The sequence below is a fragment of the Umezawaea sp. genome (assembly GCF_057122925.1).
The window spans coordinates 44,555-67,116 of the sequence record NZ_DBNGPQ010000140.1 but is presented as its reverse complement, the minus strand read 5'-3'; the positions used below and the strand labels follow the sequence as shown (position 1 = coordinate 67,116).

General features: G+C 71.0%; 22 protein-coding genes. 14 read left to right on the top strand and 8 right to left on the bottom strand.

The genetic code is table 11. From position 1 onward, the window contains the following. Positions 1 to 171: 171 nt before the first annotated feature. Positions 172 to 816: a DUF1707 SHOCT-like domain-containing protein gene (locus AC156L_RS31910; protein ID WP_330879158.1), complete on the bottom strand. Its 645-nt coding sequence runs from the start codon at positions 814 to 816 to the stop codon at positions 172 to 174. Between the two features lie 40 nt (positions 817 to 856). Further along, the gene (locus AC156L_RS31905; protein WP_330879159.1) at positions 857 to 1,849 is read right to left on the bottom strand and encodes a Gfo/Idh/MocA family protein; all 993 of its coding nucleotides are present in this window, start codon (positions 1,847 to 1,849) and stop codon (positions 857 to 859) included. A gap of 74 nt (positions 1,850 to 1,923) precedes the next feature. Here AC156L_RS31905 and upp point away from each other — a divergent pair, with 74 nt between their 5' ends. Both upp and AC156L_RS31895 read left to right on the top strand, forming a co-directional pair. Beyond that, complete coding sequence (upp, locus tag AC156L_RS31900) at positions 1,924 to 2,547, top strand: uracil phosphoribosyltransferase (protein ID WP_259629749.1); 624 nt, start codon at positions 1,924 to 1,926, stop codon at positions 2,545 to 2,547. A gap of 117 nt (positions 2,548 to 2,664) precedes the next feature. Then, positions 2,665 to 3,963 (top strand): glycoside hydrolase family 18 protein, encoded by a 1,299-nt coding sequence (locus AC156L_RS31895; protein ID WP_330879160.1) that lies wholly within the window; start codon positions 2,665 to 2,667, stop codon positions 3,961 to 3,963. Positions 3,964 to 4,030: 67 nt separating this feature from the next. On the opposite strand, the gene AC156L_RS31890 is transcribed toward AC156L_RS31895, so the two are convergent. Beyond that, a complete protein-coding gene (locus AC156L_RS31890) occupies positions 4,031 to 4,627 on the bottom strand; it encodes a TetR/AcrR family transcriptional regulator (protein WP_330879161.1) in 597 nt (198 codons plus the stop codon). 74 nt (positions 4,628 to 4,701) lie between these two features. Between AC156L_RS31890 and AC156L_RS31885 the strand changes: the two genes are divergently transcribed. The 7 genes from AC156L_RS31885 (at position 4,702) to AC156L_RS31855 (ending at position 10,209) form a co-directional block, all read left to right on the top strand. Then, positions 4,702 to 4,908, top strand: coding sequence for a ribbon-helix-helix domain-containing protein (locus AC156L_RS31885; RefSeq protein WP_259629752.1), 207 nt, complete (start codon positions 4,702 to 4,704; stop codon positions 4,906 to 4,908). Between the two features lie 40 nt (positions 4,909 to 4,948). Next, positions 4,949 to 5,332: a type II toxin-antitoxin system death-on-curing family toxin gene (locus tag AC156L_RS31880; RefSeq protein WP_330879162.1), complete on the top strand. Its 384-nt coding sequence runs from the start codon at positions 4,949 to 4,951 to the stop codon at positions 5,330 to 5,332. Positions 5,333 to 5,379: 47 nt separating this feature from the next. Continuing rightward, positions 5,380 to 5,769: a MerR family transcriptional regulator gene (locus tag AC156L_RS31875; RefSeq protein WP_330879163.1), complete on the top strand. Its 390-nt coding sequence runs from the start codon at positions 5,380 to 5,382 to the stop codon at positions 5,767 to 5,769. Between the two features lie 25 nt (positions 5,770 to 5,794). Further along, on the top strand, positions 5,795 to 6,757 hold the full coding sequence (locus AC156L_RS31870; RefSeq protein ID WP_330879164.1) for an aldo/keto reductase: 963 nt from the start codon (positions 5,795 to 5,797) through the stop codon (positions 6,755 to 6,757). Positions 6,758 to 6,771: 14 nt separating this feature from the next. Beyond that, a complete protein-coding gene (locus tag AC156L_RS31865) occupies positions 6,772 to 7,758 on the top strand; it encodes an aldo/keto reductase (protein WP_330879165.1) in 987 nt (328 codons plus the stop codon). Continuing rightward, complete coding sequence (locus tag AC156L_RS31860) at positions 7,755 to 8,933, top strand: SGNH/GDSL hydrolase family protein (RefSeq protein ID WP_330879166.1); 1,179 nt, start codon at positions 7,755 to 7,757, stop codon at positions 8,931 to 8,933. Before AC156L_RS31865 ends, AC156L_RS31860 begins: the two co-directional genes overlap by 4 nt. A gap of 616 nt (positions 8,934 to 9,549) precedes the next feature. Beyond that, positions 9,550 to 10,209 carry a pentapeptide repeat-containing protein gene (locus AC156L_RS31855; protein WP_330879167.1) on the top strand — a complete coding sequence of 220 codons (660 nt, stop codon included), beginning with the start codon at positions 9,550 to 9,552 and terminating at the stop codon, positions 10,207 to 10,209. Positions 10,210 to 11,277: 1,068 nt separating this feature from the next. Here AC156L_RS31855 and AC156L_RS31850 read toward each other — a convergent pair. Together AC156L_RS31850 and AC156L_RS31845 are read right to left on the bottom strand one after the other, a co-directional pair. Then, on the bottom strand, positions 11,278 to 11,679 hold the full coding sequence (locus tag AC156L_RS31850; RefSeq protein WP_330879251.1) for a flavodoxin family protein: 402 nt from the start codon (positions 11,677 to 11,679) through the stop codon (positions 11,278 to 11,280). A 59-nt stretch (positions 11,680 to 11,738) separates the two neighbouring features. Further along, entirely contained in the window at positions 11,739 to 12,113 is a 375-nt protein-coding gene (locus AC156L_RS31845; protein WP_330879168.1) for a hypothetical protein, read from the bottom strand. 158 nt (positions 12,114 to 12,271) lie between these two features. Here AC156L_RS31845 and AC156L_RS31840 point away from each other — a divergent pair, with 158 nt between their 5' ends. After that, positions 12,272 to 12,604, top strand: coding sequence for a hypothetical protein (locus AC156L_RS31840; protein WP_330879169.1), 333 nt, complete (start codon positions 12,272 to 12,274; stop codon positions 12,602 to 12,604). On the opposite strand, the gene AC156L_RS31835 is transcribed toward AC156L_RS31840, so the two are convergent. From AC156L_RS31835 to AC156L_RS31825, 3 genes are read right to left on the bottom strand one after another with little or no spacing between them, the layout of a single operon-like run. Further along, positions 12,594 to 14,219, bottom strand: coding sequence for a phospho-sugar mutase (locus tag AC156L_RS31835; protein WP_330879170.1), 1,626 nt, complete (start codon positions 14,217 to 14,219; stop codon positions 12,594 to 12,596). The two genes, AC156L_RS31840 and AC156L_RS31835, sit on opposite strands and share 11 nt — an antisense overlap. Continuing rightward, complete coding sequence (locus tag AC156L_RS31830; RefSeq protein ID WP_330879252.1) at positions 14,216 to 14,995, bottom strand: purine-nucleoside phosphorylase; 780 nt, start codon at positions 14,993 to 14,995, stop codon at positions 14,216 to 14,218. Before AC156L_RS31830 ends, AC156L_RS31835 begins: the two co-directional genes overlap by 4 nt. 55 nt (positions 14,996 to 15,050) lie before the next feature. Beyond that, positions 15,051 to 16,757: a serine/threonine-protein kinase gene (locus AC156L_RS31825; RefSeq protein WP_330879171.1), complete on the bottom strand. Its 1,707-nt coding sequence runs from the start codon at positions 16,755 to 16,757 to the stop codon at positions 15,051 to 15,053. Between the two features lie 145 nt (positions 16,758 to 16,902). Between AC156L_RS31825 and AC156L_RS31820 the strand changes: the two genes are divergently transcribed. The 4 genes from AC156L_RS31820 to AC156L_RS31805 all read left to right on the top strand — a co-directional run bounded on the left by AC156L_RS31820 (position 16,903) and on the right by AC156L_RS31805 (position 22,556). After that, a complete protein-coding gene (locus AC156L_RS31820) occupies positions 16,903 to 18,720 on the top strand; it encodes a methylmalonyl-CoA mutase family protein (RefSeq protein ID WP_330879253.1) in 1,818 nt (605 codons plus the stop codon). Then, positions 18,717 to 20,891, top strand: coding sequence for a methylmalonyl-CoA mutase (gene scpA, locus AC156L_RS31815; protein ID WP_330879172.1), 2,175 nt, complete (start codon positions 18,717 to 18,719; stop codon positions 20,889 to 20,891). Before AC156L_RS31820 ends, scpA begins: the two co-directional genes overlap by 4 nt. Then, positions 20,884 to 21,870 (top strand): methylmalonyl Co-A mutase-associated GTPase MeaB, encoded by a 987-nt coding sequence (meaB, locus tag AC156L_RS31810; RefSeq protein WP_330879173.1) that lies wholly within the window; start codon positions 20,884 to 20,886, stop codon positions 21,868 to 21,870. The genes scpA and meaB overlap by 8 nt, the downstream gene beginning before the upstream one ends. 401 nt (positions 21,871 to 22,271) lie before the next feature. Next, a complete protein-coding gene (locus AC156L_RS31805; RefSeq protein ID WP_330879174.1) occupies positions 22,272 to 22,556 on the top strand; it encodes a hypothetical protein in 285 nt (94 codons plus the stop codon). Positions 22,557 to 22,562 lie beyond the last annotated feature (6 nt).

The window sequence follows — 22,562 nt, the reverse complement described above, 5'->3', positions numbered from 1 at the left end:
TCCCAAGCGAACGGGTTTGCGCAGGTCAGGAGAGATCCACGCCACAGCTGCGGGCCTCCGAAGCGGGCAGCCGCGCCGAGACCCGGAACACGGGACCCGGCTTCGGCCGCCGCGGTCGCCCCGGACGCGCGCGACCCGGCCCCGGCGGTCGGGGCGGAGGCTCCCGGACGATCAGGACTCCAGTTCCGGCCGGTCCTTGTTCTTGATCTTTTTCTTCTTCGGCCGCTTCACGTCCACCCCGGCCATCAGCGCCAGTCCGGTGATCCGCACGACCGGCCCTCCCGGCACGGACGGCGTGGACGTGGTGCGGTTCTCGAACGCGCCCATGAACCCCATGCCGCTCACGATCACCGTCACCTCCTCGGGCACGATGATGTCCACCCCGCCCCAGAACGCGAACACGTTGATCGTCACCTCGGCCTCGGCGAAGCGGGCCAGGGTGAGGTCGAGCGTCACGCCGCCCATGATCGCCACGGCGTTGTGGTAGCGGGGGACGACCCAGTCGCCCTTGCGGTCGCAGCCGGACCAGAACGCGAACGAGATCGACGACCCCGGCGTCCCGCCGACCCGGTCGACCGCCGCGTTCCGCGGCACGGCGGGCAGCACCGCGGGTGACGGCACGCCCAGGTCGGCCGTGATCGGCACCAGCTCGCCGTAGGTCTTCGCCGAGTACGTGGCACCCAGCCGCTCGTCCAGTTCGTGCAGGTCGAGCCTGCCCTCGGCGGCGGCCTTGTGCAGCACCTGCGCCACGCGCTCGCGGTCGGCGTCGGACGCGCGCATCCGCGTGGGGTCGTGGGGAACCAGCTCGTCGCTCACGCGGGCAAGTCTAGGAGGCGAGGTGGCCTCGTGTCCGCAGTTACGCGGGCTGCCTGATCGGCAGGCCCGCCGCGCGGTACACGGCGTCGACCAGCGCCATGTTCGCCACGGCGTCCGCGGGCGTCGTGGGGAACGGCGTGCCGTGCAGCACGGCGTCGGTGAACGCGTCCAGCTGGTAGGCGTAGGAGGAGCGCCGGGCGAACCGCTCCACCCGGCTGTTCCCGTTGGCGCGCACCGAAAGACGGTGCCCGAACTGCGGGGCCAGCGGGTTGAGCACGCGCATCTCGCCCGCCGAGCCGACGGCCTTCGCGGACAGCCGCAGCAGCGCCCCCGCCGACCACAGCGACGTGTGCACGGTGCCGGTGCACCCCGAAGGGAAAACGACTTCGGCCCGCATCGCGCGGTCGACGTCCGGCGAGCGCAGCAGCGCGGTGGCCGACCGCACCTCCGGCTCGCCGCCGCCCAGCACCCGCACCAGGTTCGCCGAGTAGCACCCGGCGTCCATCATCGCCCCGCCCGCCAGCCGGAGGTCGTACCGGATGTCGGAGAACTTCGGCAGCGGGAAGCACACGTGCGCCTCCACGTGCCGCAGCTCGCCCAGCTCACCGCTCGCCACGATCGCACTCATCCGCCGCGCCAGCGGGTGGTAGCGGTGGTGGAACGCCTCCATCACCACCAGCCCGCTCGCCTCGGCGGCCTCGGCCACCTGGGCCGCCTCGGCGGCGTTCGCGGCGAACGGCTTCTCGCACAGCACGTGCTTCCCGGCGGCCAGCGCCGCCAGCGTCCACCGCCCGTGCAGCCCGTTGGGCAGCGGGTTGTAGACCGCGTCCACGGCGGGGTCGTCCAGCAGCGCCCGGTAGTCGTCGTGGATGCGCCCGATCCCGTGCCGGTCGGCGAACGCCCGCGCCTTCTCCCGCGACCGCGCGGCGACCGCCACGACGACCGCGGACGACGACGCGCGGGCGGGGGCCAGCACCGCCGCCGGGGCGATGGACGCCGCGCCGAGCACACCGATCCGAACGAGGTCAGCCATGCGCAAGAGGCTATCGCCGGGCGCGGCGTCGCCGCAGGCGCCGGAACGGGGACGCGGCGGATAGTGTGCGCACCATGGACGTGCTTGTTGTCGACCACCCCCTGGCCAGGGCCCGGCTCACCACGATGCGGGACGCGCGGACGGACAACGCGGCGTTCCGGGCGGCGGTGCAGGAGCTGACCGTGATGCTCGTCTACGAGGCGATGCGGGACGCGCCGGTGGCCGAGGAGCGGGTGCACACGCCGGTCGCGCGGACGACCGGGTTCCGGCTGGCGAACCCGCCGCTGCTCGTGCCGGTGCTGCGGGCCGGGCTGGGGATGGCCGACCAGGCGCACAAGCTGATCCCGGACGCGCAGATGGGCTTCGTGGGGCTGGCGCGCGACGAGGAGACGTTGCAGCCGACGCCGTACATGGAGTCGCTGCCGACGGACCTCGCCGGGCGGCCGGTGATGGTGCTCGACCCGATGCTGGCGACCGGCGGCTCGATGGCGTACACGATCAAGCTGCTGACCGGGCGCGGCGCGACGGACGTGACGGCGATCTGCGCGCTCGCGGCGCCGGAGGGCGTCAAGTTCCTGGAGGACTCGGGGCTGCCGGTGCGGTTGGTCACGGCGAGCATCGACGAGCGGTTGAACGACTCCGGGTTCATCGTTCCGGGGCTCGGCGACGCGGGCGACCGGCTCTACGGGGCCGTCTGACCGCTCCCGGCGTCCCGGCAGGCGCGGATTAACCCGAACGGCCGTAGCAGTGGTCTAGACCTTGGTCCTACCGTGGTCTGGACCACATTCCGCAGCCGCCGCCGCGCTAGGAGCAGCATGTCGAGTAGGAGAGTGGGGCTGTCCGTCCTGCTGGTCGGAGCCCTTTCCGCATCGCTCGCGCCGCAGGCGGGAGCCGACGTCGAGTCGTACGGGCACGGTCACGGGGACGGGCAGCGGACCGTCGGGTACTACACCCAGTGGAGCGGCTACGACCGGAACTTCCTGGTCAAGGACCTCGTCTCCAACGGCACCGCGAAGAGGCTGACGCACCTGAACTACGCGTTCGGGTTCCTGGACGAGTCGGGCGAGTGCTACAGCAGCGACCCGTGGGCCGACTACCAGCGGCCGTTCACCGCCGAGCAGAGCGTCGACGGCGTCGCGGACGTGGCCGGTCAGGCGCTCTCGGGCAACCTCAACCAGCTCAAGGAGCTCAAGGCGAAGAACCCGAGGCTCCGGGTCAACATCTCGCTCGGCGGGTGGACCGGCTCGAAGTACTTCTCCAACGCCGCCCTCACGCCCGAGTCGCGCGCGGCGCACGTGAGGTCCTGCCTCGACCTGTGGATCAAGGGGAACCTGGTGGACGCGCCCGGCGCGGCCGCGGGCGTGTTCGACGGGATCGACCTCGACTGGGAGTGGCCCGCGAGCGAGGGCAACCCCGGCAACGTCGTGCGCCCCGAGGACAAGGTCAACTTCACCGCGCTCGTCGCGGAGTACCGCAAGCAGCTCGACCAGCTCGGCCGGTCGACGCGGCAGGAGTACGACCTGACCGCGTTCCTGCCCGCCGACCCGGTGCAGCTCGACCGGGGCATCGAGACCCGCAAGGTGTTCCGCCACCTCACGTTCGCGACCCTCCAGGGCTACGACTACCACGGCGCGTGGGACCCGATCACGAACCAGCAGTCGTCGCTGAGGACGCCCAAGGGCGACCCCTCGGCGTCGAGGTTCAGCTCCCGGGTGACCGTCGACGCGTACCTCTCGCGCGGTGCGCCGAGGAGCAAGGTCGTGCTGGGCGTGCCGTTCTACAGCCGCGGCTGGACCGGCGTGACCAACGCGAACAACGGTCTCTTCCAGGCCGCGACGGGCCCCGCGCCGGGCACGTACGAGGCGGGCTTCGAGGACTACAAGGTCCTGAAGGGCCAGTTGTCCCGGTTCAAGGTGCACCGCGACACGAGGGCGGGCCACGCCTGGCTGTTCGACGGCACGACCTTCTGGACGTGGGACGACGCCGTGGAGATCGAGCGCAAGGGTCGGTACATCGCCGACCGGGGTCTTGGCGGCGCGATGATCTGGTCGCTCGACGGCGACACCGCCGACGGCGAACTGATCAGGGCGCTGCGCAGCGGACTGTCCGACTAGGGCAGTTCCAGGACGGGGTTCGGGGAGGTTTCGCGGCGGCCGCCTCCCCGGACTCCGTTCGTCCGCATCAGCGCGCGCGCCAACCGTCCGCGCTGGCCCGCACGGTCCGCTCGAACACCGGGGCGATCTCCAGGCCGGGCGGCAGGATGCCGTAGATCTCCAGGCTGACCAGGCCGTGGCAGATGCTCCACAGCGCCAGGCCGATGACCTCGGGAGCCTCGTCCGGCAGGAACGAGCCGTTGTCGATGGCCCGCTGCACGGTCTTCACCACTGGCACGAAGGTGCCGGAAGCGGCGATGTAGGTCTCGGTCGTCGGCATGAAGTCCGGCACGACCTTGCTGAACATGACCACGTAGAACTGGCGGTCCTGGAGCGCGCTCTCGCGGTAGGTCAGAGCGATCTGGATCAGGTCTTCCACGGGGTCGTCGGTCTCGGGGACCATCGCCAGGCGTTCACCGAAACGGCGGAACCCCTCGTCGTAGAGAGCGTCCAGTAGCGCGGGCTTGCCGCCGAAGAGCGAGTAGACCGCGGTGGTCGAGGTATTGACGTCCGCGGCCAGCCGGCGCAAGCTCAACGCACTGGGTCCTTCGTTGGACAGCAGTTCGCCCGCGCGGTTCAGCAGCTTCACGCGCAGAGCGTCGTCGTGAGTCTTGGGTCGAGGCACCTCCCCATCGTATCGTAACAGTGTTATAAAACGAAACCTGGTGTCTGTGGTATCAGATTGGTACCGTGTCGGGAATGGCGATGACCCTGCGTCTCAATGACGAGGAGAGTCGGCGGCTCGCGGAACTCGCGGCTGCCGAAGGCCGATCCAAACAAGACGTGGTGCGGCTCGCGTTAGCCGACCGGTGGGCGCAGCTGCACAAGGAAGAGCAGCTGGGCGAGGTGCTCAGCCGGGTGATGCCCAAGTACCGGGGCCTGCTGGACCGACTCGGTTCCGCCTGACCCGCGCGGGAGTGTCGTACCTCTGTGATCAACTGACAATGTGATCAACTACCTGGATGCCGGTGACCTGCTGGTGCTCGCCACCGCTGTGACCGGCGGCGATCTCGTGGTGCGCGATCTCGGCCTGCTCGATTCCGCTGCTCACCGCCCCCGCGCCACCGTTCTCGGGGTGGAGGCCTACGACACCCTCTGGCTGAAGGCCGCGTCCCTGCTCGACTCCATCGTCCGCACCCGACCCCTCGTCGAGGGCAACTGGCGGCTCGCCTGGGTGGCCGTCGTCGCCTTCTGCGACATCAACGGCTGGTGGATCGACGCCGACGAGGAGGACGCGCTCGACCTCGTGCGCGCCCTCGGGCGGGAGCAGACGGACGTCCCCGGCATGGCCGCGCACCTGGAGGCGTGGGCGCTGCCGAAGCCCGTCTGAGCGATCGGGCTTGACCTGGAGTGCACTCCAGCTCCTACGGTCGTGGGGTGACTCATTCGATCGCCCAGGCAGCCGCGCACAGCGGGCTGTCGATCGACACCCTCCGCTACTACGAGCGAATCGGCCTCGTCGACCCGCCCGCCCGCGACTCGGGTGGGCGGCGCACCTACTCCGACGCCGACCTGGAGTGGCTGGTCTTCCTGACCAAGCTCCGCACCACGGGCATGCCGATCAAGCTGATGCGCGAGTACGCGCACCTGCGGCACCGCGGCGAGGTCACCCGGCGCGCCCGGCAGCAGATCCTGCTGGACCACCGGGCCGACGTCCGCGCCCGCATCGCCGAACTCCAGTCGAGCCTCGACGTGCTCGACTACAAGATCGATCTCTACAGCAGCCTCATGGCCGAGGAGGAGCAGGCCCAGGGCGCCACCGCGTGATCATGCGGGAACGGGGGAGGACACGATGACCAGCAGGTTCCTCGGCTCGCTCCAGGTCGGCCCGCAGGGGCTCGGCTGCATGGGCATGAGCCAGTCCTACGGCGCCGCCGACGAGCGCGAGTCGGTCGCCACGATCCACCGCGCGCTGGAACTCGGCGTGACGCTGCTCGACACCGCCGACGTCTACGGCGCGGGCGCGAACGAGGAGCTGGTCGGCCGCGCCGTCGCCGACCGCCGCGACTCCGTCGTGCTCGCCACCAAGTTCGGCTTCACCGGCGGGCCAGGGCAGGTCCGCGGGGACGCCGAGTACGTCCGGCAGGCCTGCGAGGCCTCGCTCCGGCGCCTCGGCGTGGACCACGTCGACCTGTACTACCAGCACCGCGTCGACCCGGCCGTCCCGATCGAGGAGACCGTCGGCGCCATGGCGTCGCTCGTCGAGCAGGGCAAGGTCCGCCACCTCGGCCTGTCCGAGGCGAGCGCCGCCACGATCCGCCGCGCGCACGCCGTGCACCCGATCTCGGCGTTGCAGAGCGAGTGGTCGCTGTGGACCCGCGACGTCGAGGCCGAGATCGCCCCGACGTGCTTCGAGCTGGGGATCGGCGTCGTGCCGTTCTCGCCGCTCGGCCGCGGCTTCCTGACCGGCGCCGTCACGTCCGTGGCCGACCTGGCCGCCGACGACATGCGCCGCGCCCTGCCCCGCTTCGAGCAGACCAACTTCGACCGCAACACCGCCATCGTGACCGCTCTGCGGGAACTGGCCACCGCCCGCGGCATCACCGCCGGTCAGCTCGCGCTCGCGTGGGTCCAGCACCGCGGGGCGACCGTCGTGCCGATCCCCGGCACCAAGCGCAGGAAGTACCTGGAGGAGAACGTCGCCGCGGCCGCCGTCGAGCTGTCCGCCGCCGATCTCGCCGCCATCGACGCCGCCGTACCGGCCGTCGCGGGAGACCGCTACACGGCCGACATGCTCCGCCTCACCGACAAGTGACCCTGAGGACGACGATGACCAACCGCTTTCTCGGCCCGCTCCAGGTCAGCTCCCAAGGACTCGGCTGCATGGGCATGAGCGCCTTCTACGGCGACACCTCCGACGAGGCCGAGTCGATCGCCACGATCCACCGCGCCCTGGAGCTGGGGATCACGCTGCTCGACACGTCCGACGCCTACGGCCCGCACACCAACGAGGAACTGGTCGGCCGCGCCGTCGCCGACCGCCGCGACCAGGTGGTGCTGGCCACCAAGTTCGGCATCGCCGAACGCGACGCCGACGGTCTCGCCCGCATCCGCGGCGAGGCCCCCTACGTCCGCTCCTCCGCCGAGGGCTCCCTGAAGCGCCTCGGTGTGGACCACGTCGACCTGTACTACCAGCACCGCGTCGACCAGACCGTGCCGATCGAGGAGACCGTCGGCGCGATGGCCGAGCTGGTGGAGCAGGGCAAGGTCCGGTACCTCGGCCTGTCCGAGGCGAGCGTCGACAACATCCGCCGCGCGCACGCCGTCCACCCGATCACGGCACTCCAGTTCGAGTGGTCGCTGTGGTCCCGCGAGATCGAGGCCGAGATCGTCCCGGTCGCCCGTGAGCTGGGCATCGGGATCGTCGCGTACTCGCCGCTCGGCCGGGGCTTCCTCACCGGCAGCATCAGGTCGACGGCCGACCTCGCGGACACCGACTTCCGCAAGATCGCGCAGCCCAGGTTCACCGAGGAGAACCTGGCGAAGAACCAGGCGATCATCGACTCCCTCCGCGCCGTCGCGGCCCAGCACGACGCCACACCCGGCCAGATCGCCCTGGCGTGGGTCCAGCACCGCGGCGAGGACGTCGTGCCCATCCCCGGCACCAAGCGGCGGAAGTACCTGGAGGAGAACGTCGCCGCCGCGTCGCTCGCGCTGACGCCGGAGCAGCTGGCCACGATCGAGGCCGCCGTGCCCGCGGACGCGGTCGCGGGGGAGCGGTACTCGGCAGGCAGCATGAAGACGATCGACCGATGAGGGCCGTGGCGCTGTGCGCCGGCGTGCTGCTGGTGCTGTCGGGCACGTCGGACGCCCGCTCGCCGGTCACGCCGGACGGCTGGGTGGGCACCTGGGGCGGCGCCGCCGCCGCGGGTGTCGGCGAGGGGTACGCCAACTACTCGATCCGCAACGTCGTGCACACGAGCGTGGGAGGCTCGGCCGTCCGCGTCCGCCTGTCGAACCGGTTCGGCACCCGGCCCGCCGTGCTGGGCCGCGTGTCGATCGCCGTCGCGGCGGCCTCCGACTCCCCGGCGGCCGTGGACGGGACCATGCGCGGCGTGACGTTCGGCGGAGCGGACTCGATCACCATCCCCGCGGGCGCCGAGGTCCTGAGCGACCAGGTGCGGTTGCGGGTGCCCAGGGACGGGAACCTGCTGGTCTCCACGTACACGCCGGTCGCGACCGGCCCGGTGACCTACCACGGGCTGGCGACCCAGACGAGCTTCTTCACCCGTGACGGCGACGTCGCGCTGGAGACGTCCGGCGCCAGCTACGACGAGCGCACGTCGGCCTGGCACTACGTGAGCGGCGTGGACGTGCGGGGTTCGGGGGCGGGCGGGACCGTGGTCGCGTTCGGCGACTCGATCACCGACGGGGCGGGAGCCACGTCGGGCGCGAACCGCCGGTGGCCGGACCTGCTGGCGGACCGGCTGGGCGGCAGGCTCGGCGTGGTGAACTCGGGCATCTCCGGCAACCGGATGCTGCTCGACGGCGGCGGGTTCGGGATCAACGCGCTCGCGCGGTTCGACTCGGACGTGCTGGACGTGACGGGAGCGCGGACGGTGATCCTGCTGGAGGGGATCAACGACATCCAGCAGACACCGCACCAGACGGATCCGACGGCGATCATCGCGGCCTACCGGCAGTTCATCGGACAGGCGCACGCCAGGGGGATCAGGGTGGTCGGGGGGACCGTGCTGCCGTTCAAGGGGTGGCAGGTCTACGACCCGACGCTGGAGGCCACCCGGCAGGCGCTGAACACGTTCATCAGGGCGTCGGGGGAGTTCGACGCCGTGGTGGACTTCGACGCCGTGATGCGGGACGCGGCGGACCCGCTGGTCATGCGCGCGGAGTACGACAGCGGCGACCACCTGCACCCCAACGACGCTGGGTACCAGGCGATGGCGAACGCGGTGGACCTGTCCAAGTTGTGAGGCGGGGCGTGAAAAGCCATCCACCACGAAGCCGGAACGCCGACGGCGCAACCGTGGCCGGTCTTACCCGGGGGATTTGATCCTTGCACCGGTGGATAGGGCAGGTTGTCGCCACCTGCTCTTCAGTCCGATCAAGGGTCAAGTCCAGGGGCCCGACTCACATCGGCCACATCCGCGATGAGGGTCCGATTCTTGGGTCCGGCCGAGCGTGAGGACCATCCCGCGGTGGTCCCTCCTCCGCGGGGCGGTGGGGGAGGTGGGGTTGGAGATCATTTGCGTGCTTCTCGGCGTGTGCTCACGGGGTTGGGTCGCATCGCAGTGGTGTGGGGGGTGGTCAGGAGGTGCGTGGCTGAACTGGTCGGGGGAGGTGTCCTTGCGGGTTCCTCGTTCACGTTCCACTCCGCTCGTGAGCGCTGGGCGCGCGATGCGGACGGCACCGTTGCGATGCGCAGCCTTGTTCGAGTGAGCCGGGCGCGAGAATTCGTTCCGCTGATCTACATGCTTCAGAAGGCGTTGCCAAGCCCTCCGTGCGACATTGTTCGCGCGGAGGGATTTTTTGTGTCGGACTTCGGTCGGGGTGCGGCTTGCTTCCTGCTGGGTGCGCTATTGTGTCCGCATGGAGTTCCTGAAAGTTTTGGGTAAGACGATTCGGCGGCCGTCGATCGAGGAAGAAGACCTTGAGGACGAAGTGGCCGCGTTCCGTGGTGACTTCGAGCTCAACACAGTTCGGGTTCAGCGGGGTGATCAGTCGGGTGTAACGGGGGAGGGGTCCGTTTCTGTTGCGCTCGTGTCAGATGTGGATCTGTCGGAATCGCGTCTTGCTCCGCTCGAACTTTCGGACGTCAGGTTCGAAGAGGTGAACTTGGCGAATGCGGTCCTTGCTGATGTGACCGCGCAGAGGGTGGACTTCCTTCGTTGTCAGGCGATCGGGCTTCGGGTCTCGTTGGGTCTGGCTTCGGATATCTATGCGGAGGATTGCCGGTTCGACTACGCGACCTTCGGGATTGATCAGGTCAAGAATGCTGTCGTCTTCCGTCGGTGCTCATTTCGTGAAGCCGTGTTCGTCGGGGATCTCTCCAATGTGGTTTTCGATGAATGTGAGATGTCTCAGGTTGAATTTGAGGCCACCCGTGCGAGTGGCTGTGACCTCACGACCTCCAGGATCAGCGACGTCAGCGGGCTGTTGACCCTGCGAGGTGCGAAGATTGAAGCTTTTCAGGCCAGCTTCCTCGGTGCTCAGTTCGCCAAGGAAGCTGGCCTGACGGTCGCGGGCTAGCTATTTCTTGTCCCAGTTGTCCCATGTGGGATCATTGTCAAATGCGTTGATCCGCGTAGGTAGCTGACCGGTTTTCGTCAGCAGGTCCACGAGCATCGTTCGACACTCCGGGACCTTGGCCTCCAGTAGCTGGTGATTGGTCAAGGCGTAGCACTCCCTCCAGTGGTGAAATCTTGCTGTTCCGGCAGTAGTTGGCGGTTGTTCTATCCATGCGGCCGTGCGCGAAGCAGCGGTTGGCCGGATGTCCGCCACCGCAGAGGTCGAAGTACGGGCATGTGAGCTGGCGAGCCTGGACTCCCCGGGAGAACTCGGAGACCCAGGAGTCTTCGGTTGCAGGTCGTTCGATGATCTCGTTCAGGGTGTTTTGCAGTACGTTTCCGCTGGAGAATGTGCCGTGATCCGAGTTGAATCCCGCGAGCTCGGGCGAGATCAGGGGTGCTGAGCCTTCGTAGCCAACAGTCGGCAGAGGATCGAACAGCACCAGGCTCAGCGGCTTTGCCTCGGTGGAGTGTCCGCGGCTTCAGAGGCAGGCAATGGTTCTCCTGCCGCACAACTGTTTTCCTCGCTGAGCTACCAGATCGCGAACGTGGCCGATCCGCGTGATGCGCTGTTGCTGGCGCGGTGAAGGGTGCACGTGGTGCCACGCCCGTGGTTCGGACGCTGCTGTTGGAGCGGGTGGCGTGGGCGAGCGCCAAGACGAAGGACCACGACGGAACGCGCCGCGTGCTCGATGCCGTGGACGACGTGCACGAGCGGCGATCACGCGGCACAGAAGAGCCTGAATGGGTTCATTGGCTCAACAGAGCCGAAATCGACGTGATGGCCGGGCGTTGCACGATTGAGCTGGGGACCCCGGCAATGCCGAACCGTTGCTGTCGGCTGCCGTCGCCACCCACCCGGAGGAGCACTCGCGAGAGGTAGCGCTCTACCTCTCGCGGCCGGCGGAAACGTACGCGCGAGTCGGTGCGCTGGACGCTGCCGGGGACACGCTGAGCCGGGCGCGGGAGTTCGCTTCGCGGATGCCGTCCGCGCGGACGGACGACCGGTTCAACCTCCTGGACGGTTTGCTCAGGGCATGAGCTGTGCGGCGACCGTCGCGCCGAGCTCCCAGCACGCGCGTAGATCGTCCTTCGACGGCTCGCCGGTCACGCTGACGTTCGGGGTCACCTTCTCCCACGCCAAGCCTGTGGTGATCGACTCGATACCGCGAATCGCTCCGGTCGTGTCGTTGTTGCCGTGGACGTACAGGCCGAACGGGCGGCCCCGCGTGGCGTCCAAGCACGGGTAGTAGGCGAGATCGAAGAACACCTTCAGCGCGCCGCTCATCATCCCCAGGTTGGCGGGCGTGCCCAGGACGTAGCCGTCCGCTTCGAGTGCATCAGACGCGGAAGCGGACAGAGCCGGGCGTCGTACGACCTCCACGCCTTCGATCTCCGGATCTGTCGCGCCGGAGACGACGGCCTCGAGCATCGCCTGCGTGTTCGGCGACGGTGTGTGGTGCACGATCAGCAGTCTCTTGGACACGCCGGTCAGGCTTCCTCAGCCGTTGACGTTGTGCAACGCGATCGGCTGCCGGTCAGCAGGCGGGTCCGTGACGGGCACCTGTCGTGCTGTCGCTTGTTTTGCGGGATGGGGCGGGAGTGAGCCGACGGCGCGGCCGTGACCAGGGTGAACGGTGAATGCTGTTTCTCCGCGTCGCCACCGGACACGTAGCCGATGTTGGCTGGTGTTCCCGGTACGCATCCGTCCGCTGACAGGACGTCCGAGGCGGTTGCCTCCAGCGCTGCCCCGCGCACCACCTCTACGCCTTCCAGTGCCGGGTCCGTCGCGCCTGCCGGCACCGCCTCGAAGATCTCCCGCATGGCGGGGGACGGGGTGTGGTGGACGATCAGCAGACTGGCCATCGCGGTGGCCCTCTTCGGCTCGTGGTGACGTGCCCGGTCAGGCTATTCGCGACCACGCCCGCGGGGCTGCGCGAAGGCCGTGGGGGATGATCGAGCCGGCGCCGCGTGGAACCTGTTCGGCTCGTGCGCGTCCTAGTAGTCACATACAGGAGGGGGTCATGGACACTTCAATCATGCGGTCCAGCAGTCGTGAGAAGCGCATCACCTGGGGCGGTGGCCTGTCGGTCAGCCTCGGTCTGATCGGGTTGCCGCTGGTGTTCGTCGGCGTGTGGCCGACGTTCGACCACAGCCCGTGGGACGTCAACACGATGATCCTGGGCGCCGGTGTCTTCCTCTGCACGGTGAGCTACATCCTCGGCCGGATCGCGGTCGCGGCGTTCACCGAGGAGAGGCGCAACCCGGTGAGCCCGCCCGCGAGGCGCCCCTACGTGGTGGCAGGCGCCTCGTTGGCCATCGCGATCCTGTGCCTGCTGATCGCCCTCAGCAGCTGAGCAGCCGCTCCACCCGTGTCCTGAGTTCCGCCAGGCGTGCCTGGGCGCGGTCGCGTGCGGGCGCCAGTCCGTCCGCGACCGGCTCCACGACCTCCAGGTACGCCTTGAGCTTCGGCTCGGTGCCGGACGGTCGCACGACCACCCGCACGCCCGGCGCCGTGAGGCGGACGACGTCCGCCTCCGGCAGCAGGTCCTCGTAGTCGTAGCCCTCGGGCGGGGACTGGCGGAGCCCGGCCATGAGCGCGCCGATCCCGGACAGGTCGGTGAAGCGCAGCGAGACCTGGTCGGTGAGGTGCACGCCGTGGTCGACGGCCAGCCGGTCGAGCGCGTCGAGGAGCGATCCGCCCGCCGCCTTCAGCGTCGCGGCCAGGTCGCAGGCGAGCACGGCCGCCGAGATGCCGTCCTTGTCGGTGACGTACTCCGGGTCGACGCAGTGGCCGAGGGCCTCCTCGTAGGCGTAGACCAGGCCCTCGCCCGCGCGGACCAGCCACTTGAAGCCGGTCAGCGTTTCCACGTACCTGGCGCCCTGCGCCTTGGCGATCTCGCCCAGCAGCGACGACGACACGATCGTGGTCGCCACCAGCGGGTCCGGGTGGGTCGTCCGGTCCAGGGTGGACAGCACCAGCGAACCGAGCAGCACGCCCGTCTCGTCGCCGCGCAGCATCCGCCACGTGCCGTCCCGGCCGCGCACGCCCAGCGCGCAGCGGTCGGCGTCCGGGTCCAGCGCGATGGCGAGGTCGGCGTTCTCCGCCTCCGCGAGCGCCAGCAGTTCGTCGGCCGCGCCGGGCTCCTCCGGGTTGGGGAACGCGACGGTCGGGAAGTCCGGGTCGGGAACGGCCTGGTTCCGCACGACGCGCACGTCCGTGAAACCCGCGCGCCGCAGGGCCTCCACCGCCGTCCGGCCGCCGACGCCGTGCATCGGCGTCAGCGCCACGCGCAGGTCGCGCGCGGTGCCGCGGGGCAGTGACGAGACGCGTTCCAGGTACTCGTCGACCTCGGCGTCGGTGACCGGCAGCCAGTCCGGCGACGTCGGCACCGACACGGCGGCGGGCACGCGGGCCACGGCCGCCTCGATCTCGCGGTCGGCAGGCGGCACGATCTGGCCGCCGCCCGCCAGGTACAGCTTGTAGCCGTTGTCGGCAGGCGGGTTGTGGGACGCGGTGATCTGCACCCCGGCCACGGCGCCGTGCCTGCGCACGAGGAACGCGAGCACGGGGGTCGGCAGCGGCTCGGGCAGGACGCGCACGGTGAAGCCCGCCGCGGTGAGCACGCCCGCGGCGGCCCGGCAGAAGTCCTCCGAGCCGTGCCTGGCGTCGCGGCCGACGAACACGGTGCCGGTGTGGCCGTTGGCGCGGAGCCAGTCCGCGAGGCCCGCCGTGGTGCGGGTGACGACCGCGCGGTTCATCCCGTTCGGGCCCGCCCGGACCGGGCCGCGCAGGCCCGCCGTGCCGAACGTGAGCGGCCCGGCCATGCGGTCGGCCAGGTCCTCCGCCGCGCCCGGCGCGCCGCCCATCGCCCTGGCCAGCAGACCTTGCAGCTCGGCGCGGGTCGCGGGGTCCGGGTCGTCGGCGATCCAGCGGAACGCGGCGTCGCGCAGGGCCGGGGACAGGCTCATGCCCTGGTCACCAGTTCCCGCAGCAGCTCACCCATGCGGGACGCGGCGGCGGCGCCCGCCTCCAGGACCTCCTGGTGGTTCAGCGGTTCACCGGTGATGCCCGCGGCCAGGTTCGTCACCAGGGACAGGCCGAACACCTCCACGCCCTCGGCGCGGGCCGCGATGGCCTCCAGCACGGTGGACATGCCGACCAGGTCGGCGCCCATCGTGCGGAGCATCCGGATCTCGGCGGGCGTCTCGAAGTGCGGCCCCGGCAGGCCCGCGTACACGCCCTCCTCCAGCGAGGGGTCGATCTCCCGCGCGACGGCGCGCAGCCGCGGCGAGTACAGGTCGGTCAGGTCCACGAAGCGCGCGCCCACGAGCGGCGACGACGCGGTCAGGTTGAGGTGGTCGCTGATCAGCACGGGCTGGCCGACGGACATGCCCTGGCGCAGGCCGCCCGCGGCGTTGGTGAGCACGACGGTGCGCGCGCCCGCGGCGGCGATGGTGCGCACGCCGTGCACGACCTTCGCGATGCCCTTGCCCTCGTAGCCGTGGGTGCGGCCCAGCACGACCAGCACGTTCTTGTCGCCCACCGGCACCGAGCGGATCGTGCCGCCGTGCCCGACGGCGGTCGGCGCGTCGAAGCCCGGCAGGTCGCCGATCGGCACCTCCGCGGCGGCCTCGCCGATCAGGTCGGCGGCCGGGCGCCAGCCCGAGCCGAGCACCACGGCGACGTCGTGCTTCTCCACGCCGGTGCGGTTCGCCAGCTCCCGCGCGGCCTCGGCGGCCAGCACGTCCGGAGCGGTCTTGTCGTCGTTGTTCCCGGTCACCGCGTGAGCGTAACCGCGCTCAGCCCACCACGGAGAACGTGCCCGCGATGGTGTCGAACAGCTCCGCCCGGCCGGTCTCCTCCTGGTCGGTGGGGAACACCACCTCGACCACCCACAGGTCGCCGCCGCGCGGCAGGACGCGGGAGAAGCGGGAACGCCGCAGGTCGGCGCCCGGCGGCTCGGGCGACCTCGTGAGCGCCAGGCCGGGTTCGACGGTCCGGTAGCTGAACTGGACGGGCTGGTCGTGCTCGTTGCCCGCCGCGTCCGGCAGCGGGGTGAGGGCCTCGGTGAAGTACCGGCCCTCGGGCCAGCGGGACCGCACCAGCGCGACGTAGTCCTCGACCCGCCACCTCGGGTAGTAGCCGCCGAAGCGCTGCACGGCGACCTCGTACAGGCCGTTCGGGGCGACCAGGTGGGTGGTGGTGCTGGCGGGCAGGTCGCCGTTGGTGCGCTGCTCCACGAACGTCGTCCAGTCCGCGCCGACGCTGATGCCGAACTCCGCGCCCTGGTCGCCGTTGGCCGACGCCGCCGACGCGGTCCTCGGCACGAGTTCGAGGGTGGACCCGATGCTGGGCACGCTCGGCGCGCTCACCCCCTCCGGCGGCAGCAGCGAGGCGCCCGCGACGAGCCTGGTCACCGCGAACCCCCCGACGCCGGACACGGCGAAGACCAGCAGCGAGGCCACGACGAGCAGCGCGGTCGCGACCGGACCGCGCTGCTCGGCGAACGCCGTGGTCGGGGCGGTCGACCGGGTGAACGGCAGCGGGCCGGGGTCGGCGGCGAGCGGGGCGTCGCCGGGGATGACGGGCTTGGGCACGACCAGCGGCGGCCGGACGGCGGGGCGGCCCGTGACGGGCGTGGTGGCGGCGTCGGGGCCGTCCACCGGGAACAGCTCGACGCCCGGTTCGGCCAGCAGCGGGCGGACCCGCTCGCGCACCTCGGCGAGCGTCATCCGCTGGTCGGCGTCCTTCACCATCAGGCCCGCGATCACCGGGGCCAGCTCGCCCGCGCCCACGGGTGGCGGCACGTCGGCGTGCACGACCGCGTTGATGGTGCGCAGCACGTTCGTGCCCTCGTAGGGCGGCCTGCCGGACATGGCGGCCCACAGCGTCGCGCCGAGGCTCCACAGGTCGGCGGCGGTGGTCAGCGCGTCGCCGGACGCGACCTCCGGCGAGATGAACGACGGGGTGCCGAGCATGATGCCGCGGCTGGTCATGGTCGCGTCGGCGACGTTGCGGGCGATGCCGAAGTCGGTGAGCTTGATCCGACCGTCGTCGGCGATGAGCACGTTGCCCGGCTTCACGTCGCGGTGCGTGATGCCCGCCCGGTGCGCCGATTCGAGCGCCGCGGCCACGGCGTCGGCCACGGCGGCGCCCTGCGCGAGGGTGAGCGGCCCCTTCACCCGGATGAGGTCGGCGAGGCTGGAGGACGGCACCAGCTCCATCACGACGTACGGGTCGCCGTCGAGCTGCACGACGTCGTAGAGCGTCACCAGGTTGGGGTGCGACAGGCGGGCCACCGACCGGGCCTCGCGCATGGTGCGCTCGCGCAGCTCCTCCGCCTCGCCGTCGGTCGTGCCCGGCGGGCGCAGCACCTCCTTGACCGCGACGTCGCGGCGCAGGACCTCGTCGTGAGCTGCCCAGACGACCCCCATGGATCCCCGGCCGAGCACGTGGCGCAGTCGGTAACGCTCCCCGATGAAGCGTTCGGCCTGCTCGTTCTCCACCCGGCCATTCTCCACAACTAGGGGGTTTGAGGGGTGTTTAGGGGCTTCGGGCGCTGTCCGGGTCGTGTAATGCTCACTGCATCGTTCACGGCGGTGAACCTCACATAGCCGCCCCACTTCATCGTCGGCGACACTGCGGAGCATGATGGAACCGTCCGGAGATTTGGCCCTGGCAGCCGAGTTCCCGACTCCTGACCGGGAACGCTGGCGAGAACTGGTGGACGGGGTCCTGAAGAAGTCGGGGGCCCCGTTCGAGTCCCTGGTCTCGACGACCTACGACGGCATCTCCATCTCCCCGTTGTACACAGCCGAGGACGTCACCCCTCCGAGTGGTTTTCCCGGTGTCGCGCCGTTCGTGCGCGGCGGGAGACCCGACGGGGCGGTCGACGGCGGCTGGCAGGTCCGCCAGCTCCACGCGCACCCCGACCCCGCGGTCGCCAAGAACGCCGTGATGGCCGACCTGCTCAACGGCGTCGGCTCGCTGTGGCTCAAGGTCGGCTCGGCCGGACTGCCCGCGACGGCGCTGGGCGACGTGCTCGCCGACGTCTACCTCGACCTCGCGCCCGTCGTCGTCGACGGCGGCGCGGAGTTCACCGAGGCCGGGCGCGCCCTGCTGGAGGTCTTCGACGAGCGTCCGCTGCTGCCGAGCGAGGTGCGCGGCAACCTGGGCGCCGACCCGATCGGCGTGCTGGCCCGCACGGGCGAGGACGCCGACCTCGGCGCGCTGCTCGACCTCGTCGGCCGGTCCAGGGCGCTGTTCCCCGGACTGCGCACGGTCGTCGTGGACGGCCTGCCGTTCCACGAGGCCGGTGGCTCCGACGCGCAGGAGCTGGGCGCCTCGATCGCCGCGGGCGTCGCCTACCTGCGGGCCCTCACCGACTCGGGGTTCTCCGTCGCGGACGCCGCGGCGCAGGTCGAGTTCCGCTACGCGGCCAGCGCCGACCAGTTCCTCACCATCGCGAAGTTCCGCGCCGCCCGCAGGCTCTGGGCGCGCGTCACGGAGGTCGCCGGAGCGGTGTCGCCGCAGGTGCAGCACGCGGTGACGTCCACGGCGATGATGACCCGCCGCGACCCGTGGGTGAACATGCTGCGCACGACCACCGCGTGCTTCGGCGCCGGGCTCGGCGGGGCGGACGCGGTGACGGTGCTGCCGTTCGACGCCGCGATCGGGCTGCCGGACGACTTCGCGCGGCGCATCGCGCGCAACACCCAGTCCGTGCTGCTGGAGGAGTCCCGGCTCGCGGGCGTGATCGACCCGGCCGGTGGCTCCTGGTACGTGGAGCGGCTGACCGACGAGCTCGCGCACGCCGCGTGGGCGTGGTTCCAGGAGGTCGAGCGGGCGGGTGGGGTCGTGGCCGCGCTGCGGTCCGGTCTCGTGGCCGACCGGCTGGCCGCGACCTGGGAGGCCAGGTCGGCGAACCTGGCCGACCGCACCGACGCCCTCACCGGCGTGAGCGAGTTCCCGAACCTGGCCGAGAAACCCGTGGAACGGCCACCCGCCCCGCCCGCGCCGACCGGCGGCCTGCCGGTGGTCCGGTACGCGCAGGCGTACGAGTCGCTGCGCGACCGCTCCGACGCGCACCTGGCCGCCCACGGCTCGCGGCCGACGGTCTTCCTCGCCACGCTCGGCCCCGTCGCGGCCCACACCGCGCGGGCGTCGTTCGCGGCGAACCTGCTCCAGGCGGGCGGGATCGACACGCCGAACGCGGGCCCCACCAAGACCGTGGAGGACGTGGTGGCCGGGTTCCGCGAGAGCGGAGCCCGGATCGCGTGCCTGTGCGGCAGCGAGACCAGCTACGGCGAACTCGCCGCGCCGGTCGAGGAGGCGCTGCGCGCGGCGGGCGCCGAACGGGTCCTGCTGGCGGGCACGAGGTCCGACGCGCGGATCGACGAGTACGTCTACACGGGGTGTCCGGCGCTGGACGTCCTCGACCACACCTTCGCGGCCCTGGAGGTGGCGTGATGATCCCGAACTTCGCCGACGTGCCCCTGGGGGAGCCCGCCGAGGCCACGGCGGACGACTGGCTCCGGGAGCTGCACGAGACCACCGGCAAGGGCGCGGACGCCCTCGTGTGGGAGACGCCGGAGGGCATCGGCGTGAAGCCGGTGTACACCGCAGCCGACACCGAGGGCCTCGACTTCCTGGCCACCTACCCCGGCATCGCGCCCTACCTGCGCGGGCCGTACCCGACGATGTACGTCAACCAGCCGTGGACCATCCGGCAGTACGCGGGCTTCTCCACCGCCGAGGAGTCGAACGCCTTCTACCGCCGCAACCTCGCGGCGGGCCAGAAGGGCCTGTCGGTCGCGTTCGACCTGGCCACGCACCGCGGCTACGACTCCGACCACCCGCGCGTGGCCGGTGACGTCGGCATGGCGGGCGTGGCGATCGACTCGATCTACGACATGCGGCAGCTCTTCGACGGCATCCCGCTGGACAAGATGAGCGTGTCGATGACCATGAACGGCGCTGTGCTGCCCGTCCTGGCGCTCTACGTCGTCGCGGCCGAGGAGCAGGGTGTCGCCCCCGAGCAGCTGGCGGGGACCATCCAGAACGACATCCTCAAGGAGTTCATGGTCCGCAACACCTACATCTACCCGCCCGCGAAGTCGATGCGGATCATCTCCGACATCTTCGCCTACACCTCGCGGCGGATGCCGAAGTACAACTCGATCTCCATCTCCGGCTACCACATGCAGGAGGCCGGGGCGACCGCCGACCTGGAGCTGGCGTACACGCTCGCCGACGGCGTGGAGTACCTGCGCGCGGGCCGGGAAGCCGGTCTGGACATCGACGCGTTCGCGCCGCGGCTGTCGTTCTTCTGGGCCGTGGGCATGAACTTCTTCATGGAGGTCGCGAAGCTCCGGGCCGCGCGGCTGCTGTGGGCCAAGCTGGTCAAGGGTTTCGACCCGAAGTCGCCGAAGTCGCTGTCGCTGCGCACCCACTGCCAGACGTCCGGGTGGTCGCTGACGGCGCAGGACGTGTTCAACAACGTCACCCGCACGTGCGTCGAGGCGATGGCCGCGACCCAGGGGCACACGCAGTCGCTCCACACCAACGCGCTGGACGAGGCCCTGGCCCTGCCGACGGACTTCTCCGCGCGGATCGCCCGCAACACGCAGCTGTTCCTCCAGCAGGAGTCCGGCACCACGCGGGTCATCGACCCGTGGGGCGGCAGCGCGTTCGTGGAACGGCTGACGAACGACCTGGCGCACCGGGCGTGGGGCCACATCACCGAGGTCGAGGCCGCGGGCGGGATGGCGAAGGCGATCGAGGCGGGCATCCCGAAGCTGCGCATCGAGGAGGCCGCCGCCCGCACCCAGGCGCGGATCGACTCCGGGCGGCAGCCGGTGATCGGCGTGAACAAGTACCAGGTCGAGTTCGACGAGAAGATCGACGTGCTCAAGGTCGACAACGCGGGCGTGCGGGCGCAGCAGCTGGAGAAGCTGCGGCGGCTGCGCGAGGAACGCGACCCCGGCGCGGTCGAGTCGGCGCTGGACGCGCTGACGAGGGCCGCCGACGGTGACGGGAACCTGTTCGCGCTGGCGATCGAGGCGGCGCGGGCGAAGGCCACGGTCGGCGAGATCTCCGAGGCGCTCGGCAAGGTCTGGGGCCGCCACTCGGCGCAGATCCGCACCATCTCCGGGGTGTACCGGGAGGAGTCGGGCTCAGTGTCCAACGTGGACGCCACTCGTGCCGTGGTCGAGGAGTTCGCCGAGGCCGAGGGGCGCCGTCCCCGCATCCTGGTCGCGAAGATGGGCCAGGACGGGCACGACCGCGGCCAGAAGGTGATCGCCACGGCGTTCGCCGACCTCGGCTTCGACGTCGACGTCGGCCCGCTGTTCCAGACCCCCGGCGAGGTCGCCAGGCAGGCCGTCGAGGCGGACGTGCACGTCGTCGGCGTGTCGTCGCTGGCCGCGGGGCACCTCACGCTGGTGCCCGCGCTGCGCGACGAGCTGGCGGAGCTGGGCCGCGACGACATCATGATCGTGGTCGGCGGCGTGATCCCGCCGCAGGACTTCGACGCGCTCCGCGAGGCGGGCGCGGCGGCCATCTTCCCGCCGGGCACGGTGATCGCGGACGCGGCGGGCGACCTGCTGGGCAAGCTGTCGGCCCAGCTCGGCCATGCCTAGGGCGGTCGACGTCGGCGCGTACGCGAAGGGCGTGCTCGCCGGTGACCGCGGCACGCTGGCCCGCGCGATCACGCTGGTCGAGTCCACGCGGGCCGACCACCGCGCGGCGGCGCAGGAGCTGCTGGTCGAGCTGCTGCTGCACGCGGGCGGCGCGCACCGCGTGGGCATCACCGGCGTGCCCGGCGTCGGCAAGTCGACGTTCATCGACGCGCTGGGGACCGCGCTCACGTCGGCCGGGCACCGCGTCGCGGTGCTGGCGGTCGACCCGTCGTCCACCCGGACCGGCGGCAGCATCCTCGGCGACAAGACCCGCATGGCCAGGCTGGCGGTCGACCCCGCCGCCTACATCCGGCCGTCGCCGACGTCCGGCACGCTCGGCGGCGTCGCCCAGGCCACCAGGGAGACCATCGTCCTGGTCGAGGCCGCGGGCTACGACGTCGTGCTGGTCGAGACCGTCGGCGTCGGACAGTCCGAAGTGGCCGTCGCGAACATGACGGACTGCTCGCTGTTCCTCACCCTCGCCCGCACCGGCGACCAGCTCCAGGGCATCAAGAAGGGCGTGCTGGAGCTGGCCGACGTGATCGCGGTCAACAAGGCCGACGGCGAGCACGAGCAGGAGGCGAAGAAGGCCGCGCGGGAGCTGGCGGGCGCGCTGCGGCTGCTGCGCCCGGCGGGTGCGCTCTGGCACCCGCCCGTGCTGACGTGCAGCGCGCTGACCGGGACCGGCCTGCACGACGTGTGGGACCAGGTCGAGAAGCACCGGGCCGCGCTCACCGAGGCGGGCGAGCTCGCCGAGCGGCGCAAGCGCCAGCAGGTCGACTGGACCTGGGCGATGGTCCGCGACCAGCTCCTGTCCAGTCTGCGCTCCCACCCGGAGGTCCGCACGCTGGCACCCGAACTCGAACGCCAGGTCCGCGAGGGGGAGTTGACCGCGACTCTGGCGGCCGGGCGCATCCTCGAAGCGTTCACCACCCGATGACCGGCGGTCGAACGGCCAGACGCCCACCACCGGTGGCCGGACACCCCGGCACCGGTTCCCCTGGTGGCCCGGCCGGGTCGTCGGGGGTGCTCCGGCGAGGGGCGCGCGGTGACCGGCGAGGGACTCGCGAACGCCCCCACCCCCGGGGCGCGTCCCCCGGTCGGGTCGCGCGCCCCCGCTCCGGCACCCCGAAGTCGTCGGTGCCGTTCACCCGCGTCGGAGGCTCGGCTCGGGTGCACTGGGAACACCGTGTACCCAGACCAGGGCTCGCGGCTCTTAGAAGGTGAAGGGAGGGATACGGGGGGTGATTGCTTACCCGGTCGGACGACCACTGACGGTGGTAACGGGGACGTGGGGTGACTAGCCTGGTGACCATGCGGCGATCAGTGTCCAGTGCGTGCGTGGCTCTCCTCATCGCGCTGGTCGGTGCGTTCACACTGGTGGCGCCCGCTGGTGCGGCGGTGAGCCCGGCCGCGCACGTCGCCGCGCAGCCGACCGAGGTCGTCACGCCGTCGAACAGCGGTCCGGAGCTCAACCCGCAGCAGGAACCGGACGCGTCGATCAAGGCGGAGACGAAGAACAAGCTCTGGATCGGCGGCATCGCGGTCCTGCTGTTCGCCTTCGTCTACTGGCGCAACAAGCGCCGGTACGCGAAGTGGCGGAAGGGCAAGAAGTCCGCGGGCTGAGTCCCG